The 16,022-nt window shown below is 40.0% G+C and carries 12 protein-coding genes and 1 tRNA gene; 10 read left to right on the top strand and 3 right to left on the bottom strand.

Annotation, left to right across the window (positions count from 1 at the left end; genetic code table 11):
• Nucleotides 1-11 precede the first annotated feature (11 nt).
• The gene (locus tag PL_RS12935; RefSeq protein ID WP_041886065.1) at nucleotides 12-1,328 is read left to right on the top strand and encodes an SGNH/GDSL hydrolase family protein; all 1,317 of its coding nucleotides are present in this window, start codon (nucleotides 12-14) and stop codon (nucleotides 1,326-1,328) included.
• Nucleotides 1,329-1,453: 125 nt separating this feature from the next.
• Here PL_RS12935 and msrA read toward each other — a convergent pair whose 3' ends face one another.
• On the bottom strand, nucleotides 1,454-2,053 hold the full coding sequence (gene msrA, locus PL_RS12930; protein ID WP_041886042.1) for a peptide-methionine (S)-S-oxide reductase MsrA: 600 nt from the start codon (nucleotides 2,051-2,053) through the stop codon (nucleotides 1,454-1,456).
• 364 nt (nucleotides 2,054-2,417) lie between these two features.
• On the opposite strand from msrA, the gene PL_RS12925 reads away from it, so the two are divergent.
• The gene (locus tag PL_RS12925) at nucleotides 2,418-3,380 is read left to right on the top strand and encodes an isopenicillin N synthase family dioxygenase (RefSeq protein WP_041886045.1); all 963 of its coding nucleotides are present in this window, start codon (nucleotides 2,418-2,420) and stop codon (nucleotides 3,378-3,380) included.
• A gap of 56 nt (nucleotides 3,381-3,436) precedes the next feature.
• On the opposite strand, the gene PL_RS12920 is transcribed toward PL_RS12925, so the two are convergent.
• Both PL_RS12920 and PL_RS12915 read right to left on the bottom strand, forming a co-directional pair.
• Nucleotides 3,437-3,509, bottom strand: a tRNA-Thr gene (locus PL_RS12920).
• Nucleotides 3,510-3,624: 115 nt separating this feature from the next.
• Nucleotides 3,625-5,460: a serine hydrolase domain-containing protein gene (locus PL_RS12915; protein ID WP_348619684.1), complete on the bottom strand. Its 1,836-nt coding sequence runs from the start codon at nucleotides 5,458-5,460 to the stop codon at nucleotides 3,625-3,627.
• A gap of 120 nt (nucleotides 5,461-5,580) precedes the next feature.
• On the opposite strand from PL_RS12915, the gene mutL reads away from it, so the two are divergent.
• The 8 genes from mutL (at nucleotide 5,581) to PL_RS12875 (ending at nucleotide 15,632) form a co-directional block, all read left to right on the top strand.
• On the top strand, nucleotides 5,581-7,479 hold the full coding sequence (gene mutL, locus PL_RS12910; RefSeq protein ID WP_041886048.1) for a DNA mismatch repair endonuclease MutL: 1,899 nt from the start codon (nucleotides 5,581-5,583) through the stop codon (nucleotides 7,477-7,479).
• Nucleotides 7,480-7,481: 2 nt separating this feature from the next.
• A complete protein-coding gene (locus tag PL_RS12905; RefSeq protein ID WP_041886049.1) occupies nucleotides 7,482-8,219 on the top strand; it encodes a rhomboid family intramembrane serine protease in 738 nt (245 codons plus the stop codon).
• A complete protein-coding gene (locus PL_RS12900) occupies nucleotides 8,212-9,078 on the top strand; it encodes a rhomboid family intramembrane serine protease (RefSeq protein ID WP_041886052.1) in 867 nt (288 codons plus the stop codon). The genes PL_RS12905 and PL_RS12900 overlap by 8 nt, the downstream gene beginning before the upstream one ends.
• A complete protein-coding gene (locus PL_RS12895; RefSeq protein WP_041886055.1) occupies nucleotides 9,078-10,187 on the top strand; it encodes an endonuclease/exonuclease/phosphatase family protein in 1,110 nt (369 codons plus the stop codon). The genes PL_RS12900 and PL_RS12895 overlap by 1 nt, the downstream gene beginning before the upstream one ends.
• A gap of 73 nt (nucleotides 10,188-10,260) precedes the next feature.
• On the top strand, nucleotides 10,261-11,721 hold the full coding sequence (gene cysS, locus PL_RS12890) for a cysteine--tRNA ligase (RefSeq protein WP_041886057.1): 1,461 nt from the start codon (nucleotides 10,261-10,263) through the stop codon (nucleotides 11,719-11,721).
• Nucleotides 11,722-11,736: 15 nt separating this feature from the next.
• The gene (locus PL_RS12885) at nucleotides 11,737-12,594 is read left to right on the top strand and encodes a nuclear transport factor 2 family protein (protein ID WP_041886060.1); all 858 of its coding nucleotides are present in this window, start codon (nucleotides 11,737-11,739) and stop codon (nucleotides 12,592-12,594) included.
• Between the two features lie 166 nt (nucleotides 12,595-12,760).
• Nucleotides 12,761-13,648 carry a glycerophosphodiester phosphodiesterase family protein gene (locus PL_RS12880; RefSeq protein ID WP_041886061.1) on the top strand — a complete coding sequence of 296 codons (888 nt, stop codon included), beginning with the start codon at nucleotides 12,761-12,763 and terminating at the stop codon, nucleotides 13,646-13,648.
• A 775-nt stretch (nucleotides 13,649-14,423) separates the two neighbouring features.
• A complete protein-coding gene (locus PL_RS12875) occupies nucleotides 14,424-15,632 on the top strand; it encodes an IS256 family transposase (RefSeq protein ID WP_348621851.1) in 1,209 nt (402 codons plus the stop codon).
• The last annotated feature ends 390 nt before the right edge of the window (nucleotides 15,633-16,022 follow it).

The following is a 16,022-nucleotide window of genomic DNA, read 5'->3' as shown; positions in this document are numbered from 1 at the left end:
AGCAAAACATTATGAACTCGAAATTTATATTCAGAAGTATACTTGCAGTTGCTGTTGTTGCAGCAGCGTCCTGCAAGCCAGATTTAAAAACCGTTACCCCCAGCAAAGGAAGTGCTGATTTTTCAAGATATATCGCAGTCGGAAACTCTTTAACCTCAGGTTTCGCAGATGGCGGATTATATCTGGACGGACAACAGAACTCATTTCCATTAATGATTGCTACGCAAATGCAGACTGTTGGCGGCGGTACTTTCAGTACACCTTTTTTCAATGCTAACCAGGCAGATGGATCAGGTTACAAAAAATTAACCGGCTTTACTTCTCCCTCTGATCCGATAATTACAGATGTACCGGCTCAGGCAGTAATTGGTTCGGCAACAGTACCGGGTTTTGGTACAGTTCCTCTTTTTGCCAAATACACGGGAGATCTGAATAACTACGGTGTACCGGGAATCAGGTTAAACCATATCACACTTACTTATTATGGTAACGTGAATCCTTATTTTGAACGCTTGTTGCCTAACACTTCACCGGCAAATACAGTTCCTTATCTTAATTTCGTGAATTCTAAACCATTTACTTTTTTCAGTATGTGGTTAGGTAATAACGACGTTCTGGGTTATGCAACTGGTGGTGGGGCTGTAGCAGCTGATTTTCCTACTGATAAAGCACTTTTTACGCAGTTATATAATCTTGCTGCCGGTACTATGGTTAAAGGTGGTGGTTCCGGAGCAGCGAAAGGTGTAGTAGCAAACATCCCTGATGTTTTAAGTACGCCATATTTTACTACAGTTACTTTGAAAGCTCTGTTAGATGTTATTCAGAAATCACAACCGCAAGTTCAGAATATCTTTATTCAGCCTGGTACAGGAGCACCAAGACCTGCCACAGCAGAAGATTATTTCCTGCTTCCTTTAAAGGCGGCAAATGTAATTGGTAAACCAAATGCGGCAGGTATTCCTTACGGTCTGCACCCGTTAAATCCTGTTGAAAGTAAATATGTGCTGGATAAAGCTGAAGCCGCTATAGTGGTAGATTATACCAATTCATATAATGCAACCATTAAATCTGTAGCAGCAGCAAACGGTCTTGCTTTTGTTGACGCGAATGCGGTATTCAAAAGTTATGCAGCTGGCAGAACAGTAAATGGTGCACTGGTTAGCGCAGCTTATATATCGGGTAACCTTTTCTCTCTGGATGGTATTCACCTGACTCCAATGGGTTATGCCATTGTAGCTAACGAATTTATCAAATCTATCAATGCACAATATGGTTCAAGTGTTCCAATTGTGGATGTAACTAAATACAGAGGTGTAAAATTCCCGTAATTTAGCAGAGGATTTAAAATTTGAAAACATAAAAAAAGGTGGCCGGATATTAATCCGGCCACCTTTTTTTATGTTTTGCTATTCAGGTCCTGCAAAAGAAATTGAATATTCAGACTCAATAGAATTTAGTGTTTCAGTTTGGCTTTGAATATCTTTTCCAGTTTTTCCATTTTTGGCAGGATAACCAGTCTGCAGTAGGGCTGGTTCGAATTTTTGTTGAAATAATCCTGGTGATAGCTTTCGGCTTTGTAAAAAGGCTGTGCTTTGGTGATCTCCGTAACTACCGGTTTCCCGAAAGCGTTGGTTTTATTGAGTTCCGCTTTATAGTGTTCTGCTGCGGTTTTCTGCTCAGGTGAATTATAGAATACTACTGAACGGTATTGTGTGCCTGTATCAGCTCCCTGGCGGTTTAGTGTTGTCGGGTCATGACTCTTCCAGAATACTTCCAGTAATTCATCATAAGAGATCTTAGCCGGGTCGTAGCTTAACTGAATCACTTCAGCATGTCCGGTTGTGCCGGAGCAGACTTCCTCATAGCTTGGGTTAGCCAGCTGTCCGCCTTCATAACCGGACTTGACTGCACTTACGCCATCTAACTTCTGGAATAATGCTTCGGAGCACCAGAAGCAGCCCATACCAAAGGTGGCTGTCTCCAGCTTTTTCTGCTGTGCATTGGCACCGTTTACCGATAAAAGGATTAAAACGATAATTGTGAGATATTTCATCTGGACTATATTTAGAATATGAAATGAATAGATTGAATTATATATCAAGTATACGGAGCTATAAACGCTGTGGTTTTAGAATTGGGTTAATCCTGTCTAAATTGACAGTTTACTGATAAATACACTCTGCTGAATAGCTGATTATAATTGATTAGATTTATAGGGTACTGAAGCTGTTTTATAATCCCGGACAGGTTTCAGACAAAGTCATAATCATATTTGTTCTTAACAATAAATAATCAGGATTCATAAATGTTAATAACTTAATTTATTGTAAATTAGAGTTATATGTCTGTTTAATCTGTAATAGACAGCTTTATTAACAATTGTTTTATAATTTCGATTCAAACATTAAGCAAATATTATGTCTACACCTTATATTCCAACCTTAGATCTGGGTTCTTATATTGACGGAACAGAACAGGACCGTAAAAAATTTTCTGATGAACTGGGCAGAGCCTTTAATGATTCAGGTTTTGTAACGATTACAAACCATGGTTTAAGTCAGGAGCTGATTGATAAATTATATCAGAATATCCAGGGAGTTTTTCGTCTGCCTGCAGATCAGAAAGCTAAATATGAAAAACCAGAGCTTGCCGGACAGCGTGGTTATACCAGTCCTGGTAAAGAAACTGCTAAGGGAGCTAAAACAGCAGATCTTAAAGAATTCTGGCAGATTGGTCAGACTGTAGTTGACGGAGATGCGATCAAAAATGAATATCCTGATAATGAGTACCTGGAAGAAATTCCGGAATTCAACGAAATAACTACTGAAGTTTATCAGAAACTGGAAAGTAATGGTAAACACCTGTTAAGAGCAATTGCTACTTATCTGAATTTACCAATTGATTATTTTGATAAACATGTGCACAATGGAAATTCAATTTTAAGAGGTATTCATTATTTCCCTATTGAAAATCCTGATGCATTGCCTGATGATGCTGTTCGTGCCGGTGCGCATGAAGATATTAACCTGATCACTTTACTGATCGGCGCAAGTGCTGACGGTCTGGAAGTATTGACACGCAGTAATGAATGGTTGCCGATTAAAGCACATCACTCTGATATCGTTGTCAACGTAGGTGATATGTTGCAGCGTTTGACTAATAATAAACTTCGTTCTACTACACACAGAGTGGTTAACCCGCCAAGAGAATTAATGAAAACTTCACGTTTTTCAGTTCCGTTCTTCCTGCACCCACGTTCTGATATGGATTTGACAAGTCTTGATTCTTGTGTGGATGAAGCGCATCCAAAAGTATATTCTGATATGACAGCGGGAGAATATCTGGATGAACGTCTGAGAGAAATAGGCTTAAAGAAATAAGAAATCTTAAGCATAAAAAAAGGGTTCATTTTCATGAACCCTTTTTTGTTATTCCGAGCCTTCTATCGGGATCGAACCAATGACCTACTGATTACAAGTCAGTTGCTCTACCAGCTGAGCTAAGAAGGCTTTAAAGCAGGTTATTCGCTAACCGGGTGCAATTATAGGAAAATTGATACTGAATACAAAATCTCTCAGCAAAAAAAACGGTTTAATTTTATATCGCCCTGTTTTAGAGCTAGATTTATTTTTCCATCCCTTTGTCAATTGCACTGTTGATTACCTCCTGAATACGCGAACGGATTCCCATACTGACGAGTTTATTGGTAACCGAAGGATTAACGCGGTTAGATAAAAACACATAAATTAAACCTCTTGCCTGATCTACCCATACAGCTGTTCCTGTATAACCGGTGTGCCCGTAAGTTTGAGGCGAGGCTGTGGCTGATGGATATTTTTTAGACAGATTCGGGTCCCAGCGATCAAATCCTAATCCTCTCCTGCTGATATTAGACTGTTGTGCAGTAAAGGTGTCTACGGTTTGCGGTTTGAAATATTGCTGACCACCATAGGTTCCTTTATTAAGCAGCATCTGAAACATGATAGCCATGTCGTTGGTACTGGCAAATAAGCCGGCATGGCCTGACACACCGCCAACAAGGGCAGCGCCCTGATCATGTACATAACCAACCAGTAAGGTTTTTCTGAAATAGGTATCATTCTCTGTAGGAATGATACGGTCTTTACTGAATCTGTTTCTGGGAAGGAAACCTGCAGTCTGCATCCCCAGCGGGGCATAAAAGTTTTCAGCCACATAATCATTCAGATGTTCTCCGCTGATCTGTTCGGCAATATCTTTCATGACATACATGCTGATATCGCTGTAAACATATTTCCCTCTTGTTCTGATGGGAGCGTTCAGCATTTGCGGCCACATGACATCTTTGAAGTAGTCTTTTCTGATAAAATACCCGTCAGCTACTTTAGTCGGGTAGGCAGCAGAAGAATCCGGACTGTGATCACCGGGTTTTACACCATCATGAAAGGGGATGTATGGAATAAAGCCGGCCTGATGCAGCATCACCTCACGGACAGGTATGTCATTCATCGCAGTAGGACGTGCCAGGGCAATATAAGCGCCGATATTGGTGTCCAGTTTTAGTTTGTTTTGTTCTACCAGACGCATTACCATAGGTGTGGTGGCGGTAATCTTGGTGATAGAGGCAAGATCGAATATGTCAGTTACTTTATCGGCCGGGCCGTCATAAGTATGGGTGCCATAGGCTTTGTTAAAGATTACTTTACCGTCTTTTGCCACTAAAACCACCATACCCGGAGCAGCTCTGGCAGCGATGGCTTCGGCAGTGATATCGTCTATTTCCCGCAGATTTTCGGCATTTACACCTGCATCCTCAGGGATAGTGTATTTCAAACGGGTTACGGTTGTGGTATAACCCGAGCCTGCCGGGAATCTGGCAGAGATATTACGGGTTAATTTATTGCCTGCTGCTATGCCTCCGAAAATCAGCTGCGGAATCAGTGATGCGGCCTGTATGTTTTTATCCTGGCTCCACAGGATCGGGGCAGTTAAGGAATCAAATGGGGCCAGATTTGTCTGCTGGCCATATAAGGCTATAATGACCGATTTGCTTTTAGCTATGGAATTGATAAAATTGATATATCTGGCTTTAGGTGCTTCCTGATCAGTAATGGAGATAATTATGGTATTGAAAAATTTCAGGTCATTTTCCAGTTTCCCGAGCTCGGGTGAGTTTTCATAGCTGGCAGAGCTGAAAGAAGTGACTTTAGCATATTTATTCAGTAAACTATCTGATACGTTCTGAAAAGCAAAACCCAGACTGACTGAAGCAATGTTCTTCTTTTCCAGTTCAGTTAAAGGAATGATACTGTTCTGATTGTTGAGTAAGACAGTATGCTGCAGGATATTAGAATTGACTTTTAACAGTTCTTCATTTTTTTGATGTTCCTGTGCGCAGGCACTAAAGGTCGAAATGGCAAGAAAGCAAACTGCAATGGTTTGAACAAGATTGTTTTTGTACATAAAAAGCTTATAGTTCATTCAGAACGCTAAAGATATAAAAAGCTTGTACCGGCTTAGTCATTAAATGGTATTTATAATCAAAAGATTTATGTATAAGGCTTATTTTCGTTAAATTAGCGACCTTTACCAAGGAAATAAATGTCAGATATAATACAACTTTTACCCGAGAGTGTTGCGAATCAAATTGCTGCCGGAGAGGTAGTTCAGCGACCTGCATCGGCAGTGAAAGAGTTGATGGAAAATGCCATTGATGCGGGGGCGAATAAGATACAACTGATCCTTAAGGATGCCGGAAAGGCATTAATTCAAGTGATCGATAATGGATGTGGAATGAGCGTTTCTGATGCACGTAAGTGTTTTGAGCGCCATGCAACTTCAAAAGTGCGTAAGGCAGAAGACCTGTTTGCTATCCGTACCATGGGATTCCGTGGGGAAGCTATGGCTTCTATTGCTGCAATTGCACAGGTAGAGATGAAAACCCGCCGTCATGAAGATGAACTGGGTACTTTAATTGAAATTGAAGGGGCAACAATAACCAAACAGGAGCCTGTAGCTACTACAGAAGGAACAAGTATAAGTATCAAAAACTTATTCTTTAATACTCCGGCAAGACGTAACTTCCTGAAAAGTAATCCTGCTGAAATGAGACACATTATGGATGAGTTTCAAAGAGTATCGCTGGCCAATCCTTCGATCTCTTTTACGCTGCATCATGATGGAATGGAGATTTTCAGATTACCTTCATCAGCTTTAAAACAAAGAATAGTCCATTTATTTGGCAATAATTATAATGAAAGACTGATTCCTGTTGAGGAAGATACAACTATCATCAACCTTAAGGGATTTATCGGTAAACCTCAGTTTGCCAAAAAAACCAGAGGTGAACAGTTCTTTTTTGTAAATAACCGCTTCATCAAGGATGCTTATCTGAATCATGCAGTTAATAAAGCTTATGAAGATTTATTATCAGATGATAACTTCCCTTTTTATGTGCTGTTTATTGATATTGATCCTGCCAAGATCGATGTGAATGTTCATCCGACCAAAACGGAAATTAAATATCTGGATGAAAAGTCAATCTATGCGATTATCCACTCTGCGGTAAAACGGTCTTTAGGCAGGTTTAATATTAGTCCGACTATTGATTTTGATCAGGAGAGTGCCTTCAGTGGTATGATCAGCCCAAAATCTCTGGACGAGATTGTTCCGCCAAGTATCAGCTTCAATCCTGATTTTAATCCTTTCGCAGGTGAAAAAACTACGGATAGTAGTTCTTCTGCAGGTTTCAGAAATACAGATACCGGTTTCAGCCATACGAATACTGGTTACAGAAATACTGAAAGCAGGGGACAGCAGCCGGTAACCAAAAACTGGGGCTCATTATATGAGATTTCTAAAGAACAGCCTGCAGAACAGGTAGCGATGGAATTGCCTGGTAACGGGCCTGATGATAAATATGCGCCGATACAGAAACAGCTGATGCAGCTGCACAATAAATATATCATTTCACAGATTAAGTCTGGTCTAATGCTGATTGATCAGCAGGCTGCACACGAAAGGATATTATATGAACGTTTTAGCGTTAACCTGGAAGACCGGAAAGGAGCCTCGCAACAGAGTCTATTTCCACAGACTGTAACGCTGAGCCCTAATGACTATGAGCTGGCTAAAAGTTTGCTGGACGATATTAAAAGTCTGGGTTTTGAAGTAAGGGAATTTGGGAAGAACACGCTGGTAATTGAAGGGATCCCCGTTGATCTGGGAAGTAACCAGATTAATGAGACTCAGCTTTTTGAACATCTGATCGAAGGGTTTAAAAATTCCCAACAGGAACTGAAACTGGATAAAAGGGATGCTCTGGCCCGTAGCATGGCTAAAAACAGTGCAATTAAAAGCGGTGTTGTTTTGGGACAACAGGAAATGAATATGTTGATTGAACAGTTGTTTGCTTGTAAAGCACCTAACTTCAGTATCAGCGGCAGACCTGTAATCCAGACGATGTCACTTACAGAAATAGACAGAAAATTTGATAAATAAAGATGAATAATATTCATATACCTCCGGTTGTTAAGAACTTGCTGATCATTAATGCATTATTCTTTGCAGCTAAGTACGTTTTTGAATCCAAGGGGATTGAGCTGGGTTATTATCTGGGTGCCTTTTATTTTGATTCTCCGCTGTTTAAAATCTGGCAGCCTATTACGTACATGTTTATGCATGGGAATTTTACCCATATTTTATTCAACATGTTTGCGTTATTTTCTTTTGGTTCGGTTCTGGAAACAAGATGGGGAACTAAACGTTTTATCAATTTTTATCTGATTACGGGTTTAGGTGCACTGGCATTACAATGGGGTGTACAGGCATTTGAAGTTTATCAGATGACAGGGTCTGCGGTTAATCCCGGAGCAGTGACTATAGATATTGCCAGAGGTATGGCATCTTTAAATCTGAGAGGACTGATGCCTGATCAGGGGCAGACCTTATTAAGTATTTACTCAGGCCCTATGGTTGGAGCTTCGGGAGCTATATTTGGGCTTCTTGTTGCTTTTGGGATGCTTTATCCGAATGCAGAATTATATATCATGTTTATTCCTGTGCCTGTTAAGGCTAAATATATTATTCCGGTGTATATTCTCATAGAACTGAGCCTGGGGGTAGCAAGTGTTCAGGGAGATTCTGTAGCCCATTATGCGCATCTGGGTGGAGCTTTGCTCGGGTTTATACTCGTGAAGTTATGGAAAGAGAAAAATACATTTTACGACTATTATGACTAAGAAAAATCTGTTAGCGGAACTAAAGTATAAAGTATTTCAGTCTGGAAATCCGGTGTTTTTTTATATCGGAATCAACACGATTGTTTACGTAGCTGTGGCCCTTTTTGGCGTGACTTACTTTCTGGCCGGGAATACTAATATCCGGTTTCTGGATTATGTAAGTGAATATGTTGCTTTTCCGGCTGCATTGCCAAAACTTCCATTCCGGTTTTATACGATACTGACCTACCAGTTTTTTCATAACGATATCTTTCATATCTTATTCAATATGTTATGGCTCTTCTGGATGGGCAGGATATTTTTGGATTTCCTGAAACCACGCCAGTTCCATTTCGTATATCTTGCAGGAGGGGTGATGGGTGCGGCGATTTATGCGCTGGCCTATAATATTTTTCCTGTTTTTGCCAGCAGTATTTATGCAGCAACAATCATCGGGTCATCTGCCTCAGTTATGGCAATTGCAGTGGCTACGGCAACCCTGGTTCCGGATTATTCCATGAACCTGATGTTTATTGGAAATGTAAAACTGAAATATCTGTTAATCGCCTATATCGTTTTTGATCTGATCAGTATTGCTTCTCAGAATCCGGGCGGGAGTTTTGCACATCTTGGTGGGGCATTGCTTGGTTTTGTTTATATTAAGGTGCTGCAGGGTGGCAATGATTTAAGTGGCTGGTTTGAACGTAAACCAACATTAAAGGTGGTGAAAAATGACAGGCCGAATCAGACTGGCAGAAATAAGAGCAGTAAAGTCAATCAGAAAGAGGTTGATGCTGTGCTGGATAAAGTTTCCAAATCAGGATATGATAAGTTAAGTAAAGAAGAGAAGGAGATTTTATTCAAGGCGAGTAAGGATTAATGAAGAAACGCAAGCTTACATTTTTAGGGAAGATAATGCTGCTGGTTGGGATTGCTGCTGCTTTTTCCCTGTTATTGGGGATAATGGCCGGGAATCTTGATCCGCGTGAACATGAACTCATTGCGTTTTTTGGGTTGGCTTATCCTTTTGTCCTGCTGATTAATGTAATTATCATTGGGTTCTGGATCCTGCGTGGCAGAATTGTATACGCTTTATGTATGATTGCTGTCATCCTCATTGGCTGGCATCCGCTGATTGCGACTGTCGGTTTTGTCGGGGAGTCGGGGGAGGGCCCGAAATCGGCACCCGAACTGATCCGGATGATGACCTACAATGTGCATAGTTTTAAACCTTATGGGGAAGCCAGCAATGAGTCTGTTAAACAGCAGATGCTGGATGTGGTGAAAAATGAAGATCCTGATATTATCTGTTTTCAGGAATATTATACCCGCCGCAAGGGATCATTTGCAATAACTGATAGTTTGAAACGTATACTAAAAACTTCTGACTATTATTTCATTCCTTCTTCGCACAATGATTATGAATCTACAGGTCTGGCCATCTTTTCCAGATATCCGATAGTGAATAAGGGCAGTATTTTATTCAGTACCAATCATGGCGGCAATGCAAGTATATACATTGATATCATGGTTAAGAAGCAGCGGGTAAGGGTATATAATGTGCATTTGCAGTCTATCTCTTTTGATAAACAGGATTATAACTACCTGGATAAAGTCACCAAAAAAATGGACACGGAGATTCTGCCTGCAAAAAGGATTGTCAGTATGCTGAAAACAGCCTTTCTTAAACGAAGTGGTCAGGTGGATATCATGAAAGACCATATGAAAACCTGTACAACGCCATTTCTGATTGCCGGAGATTTTAATGACACGCCGGCTTCTTACGCGGTAACACAGCTTACAAAATCACTGCATAATACCTTTGTAGAGCAGGGAACGGGTTTAGGCCGTACCTATAATGGTAAATTTCCTAATTTTCAGATTGATTATATCTCTGCGACAAAGACATTCAAGGTGATTAACCACCGGATTATACAGGCAAAATTGTCTGATCATTTCCCTGTAAGAAGTGATTTAAGAATCAACTAATATACCCGCAAATTTTTATCTTTGTTTTCCCTGGCCCTGCATATTTCCGGGCTAATTATAAATATATATACTAATGGAGAACGGTTTACAGCTTTACAACACCCTTACGCGTAAAAAAGAGAATTTTGAACCCCTGAACGGCCACCATGTGGGCATGTATGTTTGCGGGCCTACTGTTTACAGTGATGTGCATTTGGGTAACTGCCGTACTTTCATTTCTTTTGATCTGATTTTCAGATATCTGAAGTATATGGGTTTCAAGGTTCGTTATGTCCGTAATATTACGGATGCAGGACACCTGGAAGGTGACCGTGACGAAGGTGATGACAAGTTTGCTAAAAGAGCTAAACTGGAACAGCTTGAGCCAATGGAAATTGTCCAGAAATATACACTGGGCTTTCATGAAGTACTGAGCATGTTTAATACGCTGCCACCTAGTATTGAACCAACTGCAACGGGTCATATTATTGAGCAGATTGAGATGATTAAGGATATCATCGCCAATGGCTATGCTTATGAAACTAACGGAACGGTTTATTTTGATGTGGAGAAATATAGCAAAACCTATAATTATACGGTATTAACCAATCGTAATCTGGATGATATGATGGCTAATACAAGAGAATTAGGCGGGCAGGATGAAAAACGCGGAAGACTTGATTTCGCTTTATGGATTAAAGCGAAACCTGAGACGATTATGCGCTGGCCATCACCATGGGGTGTAGGTTTTCCTGGCTGGCATATCGAGTGTTCGGCAATGAGTGCAAAGTATCTGGGCGAAGAGTTTGATATACATGGTGGTGGAATGGATCTTGCAGCAACACATCATACTAATGAAATTGCACAGTCAGAAGCCTGCTACCACAAGCATCCGGCTAAATACTGGATGCATACGAATATGCTGACTGTTAATGGCTCAAGAATGTCTAAGACAGCTGGAAATGGTTTTATGCCATTACAACTGTTTTCTGGGGATCATCCGCTGTTAACTAAGGGATACAGCCCGATGACAGTTAAATTCTTTATGCTTCAGGCGCATTACCGCAGTACACTGGATTTTTCAAATGATGCTCTGGATGCTTCTGAAAAGGGTTTCAGAAGACTGATGAATTCTTTAAGTTTACTGGAAAAACTGACTCCTTCTGAGACAGGAGATTTTGAAATTGAGCCGATCAGACTGAATTGTATCAAAGCAATGAATGATGATTTTAATAGTCCGGTAGTTATTGCTGAATTGTTTGAAGCGGCGAGAATTATCAATACGGTTTATGATGGTAAAAGCAAAATTTCTGCCGCTGAACTGGATAAATTAAAGCAGCTGATGCAGGACTTTGTTTATGATATCTTTGGATTGAAAGATGAAGAGAGCTCTAATACGGAATTAAATGATGTACTGGATATGGTTATTGATATCAGAAAAAGTGCAAAGGAAAATAAGGATTATGCTACTTCTGACAAGATCCGTATAGGTCTTCAGGATATTGGTATACAACTGAAAGATAGTAAAGAGGGAACAACCTGGAATAAATTATAACATACATTATTAATTATGATCAATAAAATTATCTGTACACTGATGGCTGCAACTTTTACTTTGAGTGGTTTTGCTCAACGTACAGATGGAAGTACGGCTTCATTGGTAAAGGCAGAACAGGAGTTTGCAGCAAAGGCTGCAAAGGATGGTGTTAAATCTGCATTTAATGCTTATATCGCAAATGGAGCACTGGTCTTCAGACCTAATCCGGTAGATGCGAAAACATTTTATGCAACTCAGCCTGATGATAAAAATCTGAGCTGGGCACCTGATTATGCCCAGGTTTCCCGCAGTGGTGACTGGGGTTATACTTCTGGTGGCTTTACTGTAGACGGGGAGAAAAAAGCTTATGGTGAGTATCTATCTGTATGGAAATCTGTCAATGGCAGATGGGAACTGGTTATCGACCTGGGTGCAGAACACCATAAACCTTTAAAACAGGTGGCTACTCATTTTGTAGAGCCTAAGGATTATTTCAAACCGAAATTTGGGGGACCAAAACAGATAGCTGCTGGTAAAGATATCATCTTAACTACAGAAAAAACACTGAATGCTACGCTGAAGTCTTATGGAGTTGCCGCTTATGGTGGTTTCCTGAATCCTGATGCCAGAGTGGTTTTTCCTGGTTATGAACCTGTAATAGGAAAGGATAAAATAATTGCTTTTTATAATAGCATGGTTAGCAAAATGAGCTTAAGAACAGTTGGTGCTGATAAGGCATCAGGCGGTGATCTGGCTTATACTTATGGTGTGGCGACTATCGATTACAGAACAGATTTAAGGGAAAGCTTTAATTATGTTTTTATTTATGAGCGTCAGCCTGATTATAACTGGAACTTAATTCAGCAGGTTTTTGTGCCTGCGGAACGTTAGGTTTCTTATTTCCGAAAAAAAAGGGTTTCTTAGTAACTGTTTATATTTCAGACAGCTGCTATGAACCCTTTTTTTTTGAAATGGTTTGTCGCAGATCTGCTGCAGATTTAAAAATAACGGGATATAAAAAATTCTGTTTAACCGTTAAATTATTAAAGATAAAAAGATGAAGAAACATTTACTGCTTGGAATCGCATTGTTGCTTGGTGTGCAGGGTTACGCACAGAGTTTTGATAAACAGGGACAACGGGGTGCCAGGGGGTTAATGCCTGAAAATACCATTGGCGGGATGCTCAGAGCCCTGGATCTTGGGGTCACCACTCTTGGAATGAATGTGGTAATATCAAAAGATAAGCAGGTTGTGCTTTCGCATGAGCCTTATTTTAATAACGAAATAAGTCTTACTCCGGATGGTAAGGACATTCCACTGAAAGACGAGAAAAAATATAATATGTACGAAATGGACTATGACCAGATCCGTAAATATGATGTCGGGAGCAAAGTCCATAAGCGTTTTCCGGGGCAGCAAAAGATCAAAGCTTATAAACCATTGCTAAGTGAAGTGATTGATTCTGTAGAGGCTTATGTTAAGTTACATAAACTCAGCAAACCTAATTATGCTATAGAGATTAAAACAATCCGCAAAGGTGATCTGGAATTCCACCCGGAACCTGCAGAATTCTCTCAGCTGGTTATGGATGTGGTAGAACAAAAAAAGATGACGAAAAGAGTAATCATACAGGCTTTTGATATCAGATGTTTACAGTATGTTCATGATAAATATCCAAAGGTCAGAACAGCACTGATGATTGACGAAAAGGAGGATTTTGAGAATAATATCAAAGACCTGGGGTTTAGCCCGACGTTTTATAGCCCGTATGCGGTTTTGGTTGGAAAAGGGCTGGTTGACAGGTGTCATGAGGCTGGGATAAAAATTGTACCATGGACAGTGAATAGTCTGAAAGATATGGAGTATATGGTGGGATTGGGGGTCGATGGTATCATCACTGATTTTCCTAATCTGTTCCAGCAATTGGAATTGCCTGCAAAGTAAGGTTAAGGGAGGGATAAAAAAGCGGGTTTATGCTTTCGCAGACTACGTGCCCGAAGAGGGCCCTGATGTCTGCGAAAGCATAAACCCGCTTTTTTATTTCTATAGGTTGAATCATTACTTTGCAGGAAAACCAATTAATGAACAGAAAGGAAAAATCTGCTCTTCAAAGGGGGGAAGGGTGGAAAGACTGGGTGCAGAGACTTGTTGCAAAAACTTAATGCAAAACTGAGTGCAGAAACTGGGCGTATAGACTTATCAGAAAGAATAGAGAAAAAAGTTGGATAGGATACCAGCTGAAGAAATTTATTGAAAAGACTCTTAAGGATCTAACTCTTTGCTTCTTCTTCGAAACAAATTTGCTATTAAAAGATCCGATCTTATCAGGATCTTTATTATCTTATTTTAGCTAAGATTGCAGATGCACTGAAATCTCTTTGGATTATATTGTGGTTAGCAGCGACAAGGCTAACGTAGAAAAATAACACATAGACTCATTTATCCAGTAACAAAAGAAAAGCTCTTTTTTCATGTCAATGTAATTATCAGGGTCGCTAAGACAGGCAAACTTATAGGTAGTAAATAAAAGAGGGTATGTAAAAACATCGCCAGATCTGATTGATCTACTAAATAAATAAAATTCTAGATATTGCCCACCAAAATATACAATTTGGCCTGCCTTGCGGGTAGTGTCTTGAATTTTGTGTAAACGATAAAATAGGTGTGGTCTATTGCATTGTATTTAAAGGAATAAATTCAGAACTTTAATTACAGTCATATGGAAGAGAACAAGTTAGGTTTACCAAAGGACTTTTTCAAGCAGTTTAAGTCCAAGGAACAGTTCCAGGAATTCTTTCAGGAAATGTTCAAACAAGGAGTCAATGAAATGCTCCAGGGAGAGCTTGATGAGCACCTTGGCTATGAAAAGCATTCTCCAGAAGGCCGCGGCAGCGGTAATTCCCGTAACGGTTTCAGTAGCAAAAAGGTCAAGAGTGAGACTCTTGGGGATGTGGTATTGTCAATTCCACGAGATCGTAATGCAAGCTTTGAGCCTAAACTGATCCCCAAGCACCAGCGTATGAGCGAGCAGATTGAGCAAAGCATTATCGGGATGTATTCCCGTGGAATGAGTACTCGTGATATTGAAGACCAGATTCGTGAAATGTACGGGGTCGAAATCTCTGAAAGTACAGTTTCTACTGTTACAAGCCGGGTTGTGGAGAAGATCAAGGAATGGCAATCCCGCCCCTTAGAGCCTGTTTATTTTACTTGTTGGATGGACGGTATTCAGTTTAAGGTACGCCACAACGGAAAGGTGGTTAGCAAATGTATTTACTTGGTAATTGGCCTAAAACATGATGGCCTGAAAGAGATTTTGGGCATGTGGATCAACGAAACCGAGAGTGCATCATTCTGGCTAAGTGTGCTTACAGATTTGCGTGCCAGAGGTGTAGAGGATATCTTGATCGCCTGTACAGATAATCTTACTGGCTTTACAAAGGCCATTGCCGAGGTATTTCCCAAAACAATAACCCAGCTTTGCGTCGTACATCAAATTCGTAATAGTTGTAAATATGTGGTCTGGAAGGAACGTAAAGAGTTTTCGATGGATCTTAAACAGATTTATGGTGCAGTAAATAAAGATACCGCCAGATCAGCCCTGGATGATTTCACAGTAAAATGGAAAAGTAAGTATGGTTATGCTATTTTAAGCTGGGAGAAGAACTGGGATGAGTTGACCAGTTACTTTGACTTCCCCCTGGAAATCCGAAAAATCATTTATACCACCAATGTCATTGAAAGCCTGAACAGCGGCATAAGGAAATTCATCAAGTCCAAAAACTTGTTTCCTGACGACCAGGCTGCAATCAAGGCTTTCTACTTATCGGTCATGAATATCCAGAAAAAATGGACGATGCCAGTAAGAGATTGGGGTAAAATTATTAATCAGTTTAGTATTATATTTGAAAATAGATGTCTCCTTTAAACTCAATACGGTTGACCACTTACACAAAATTCTTCACAGGCTCGCCTTGCGCCTGATATGAATTAAAATCAATCTTTCCGACAGAATCTCCTACTTCCATCAAACGTGGTAAAGGAATTCTATGTTAATGGTTCCTTTATCAGATTTTAATAAACTTATTCAAAGCTATCACAATTGCTTCTTTTAAGGATTCATCTTCAACTCTAATCACCTCTCGCTGAGTTGTGATAGGAAGCGTAATGAATACTGTGTATTGACTTGAGTACCTTAAACCATCCAATTTTAGGACTACAACATTACCTTCATCTTTTCTAAACAATTTATCAAATCAATATTTGTATTATTTATCATATTATGCAGCATACTGGCTAATCAGCAAAACAAATTCGT

This window comes from Pedobacter lusitanus (assembly GCF_040026395.1).
GTDB lineage: Bacteria > Bacteroidota > Bacteroidia > Sphingobacteriales > Sphingobacteriaceae > Pedobacter > Pedobacter lusitanus.
This window is presented reverse-complemented; position numbering and strand designations above follow the sequence as displayed.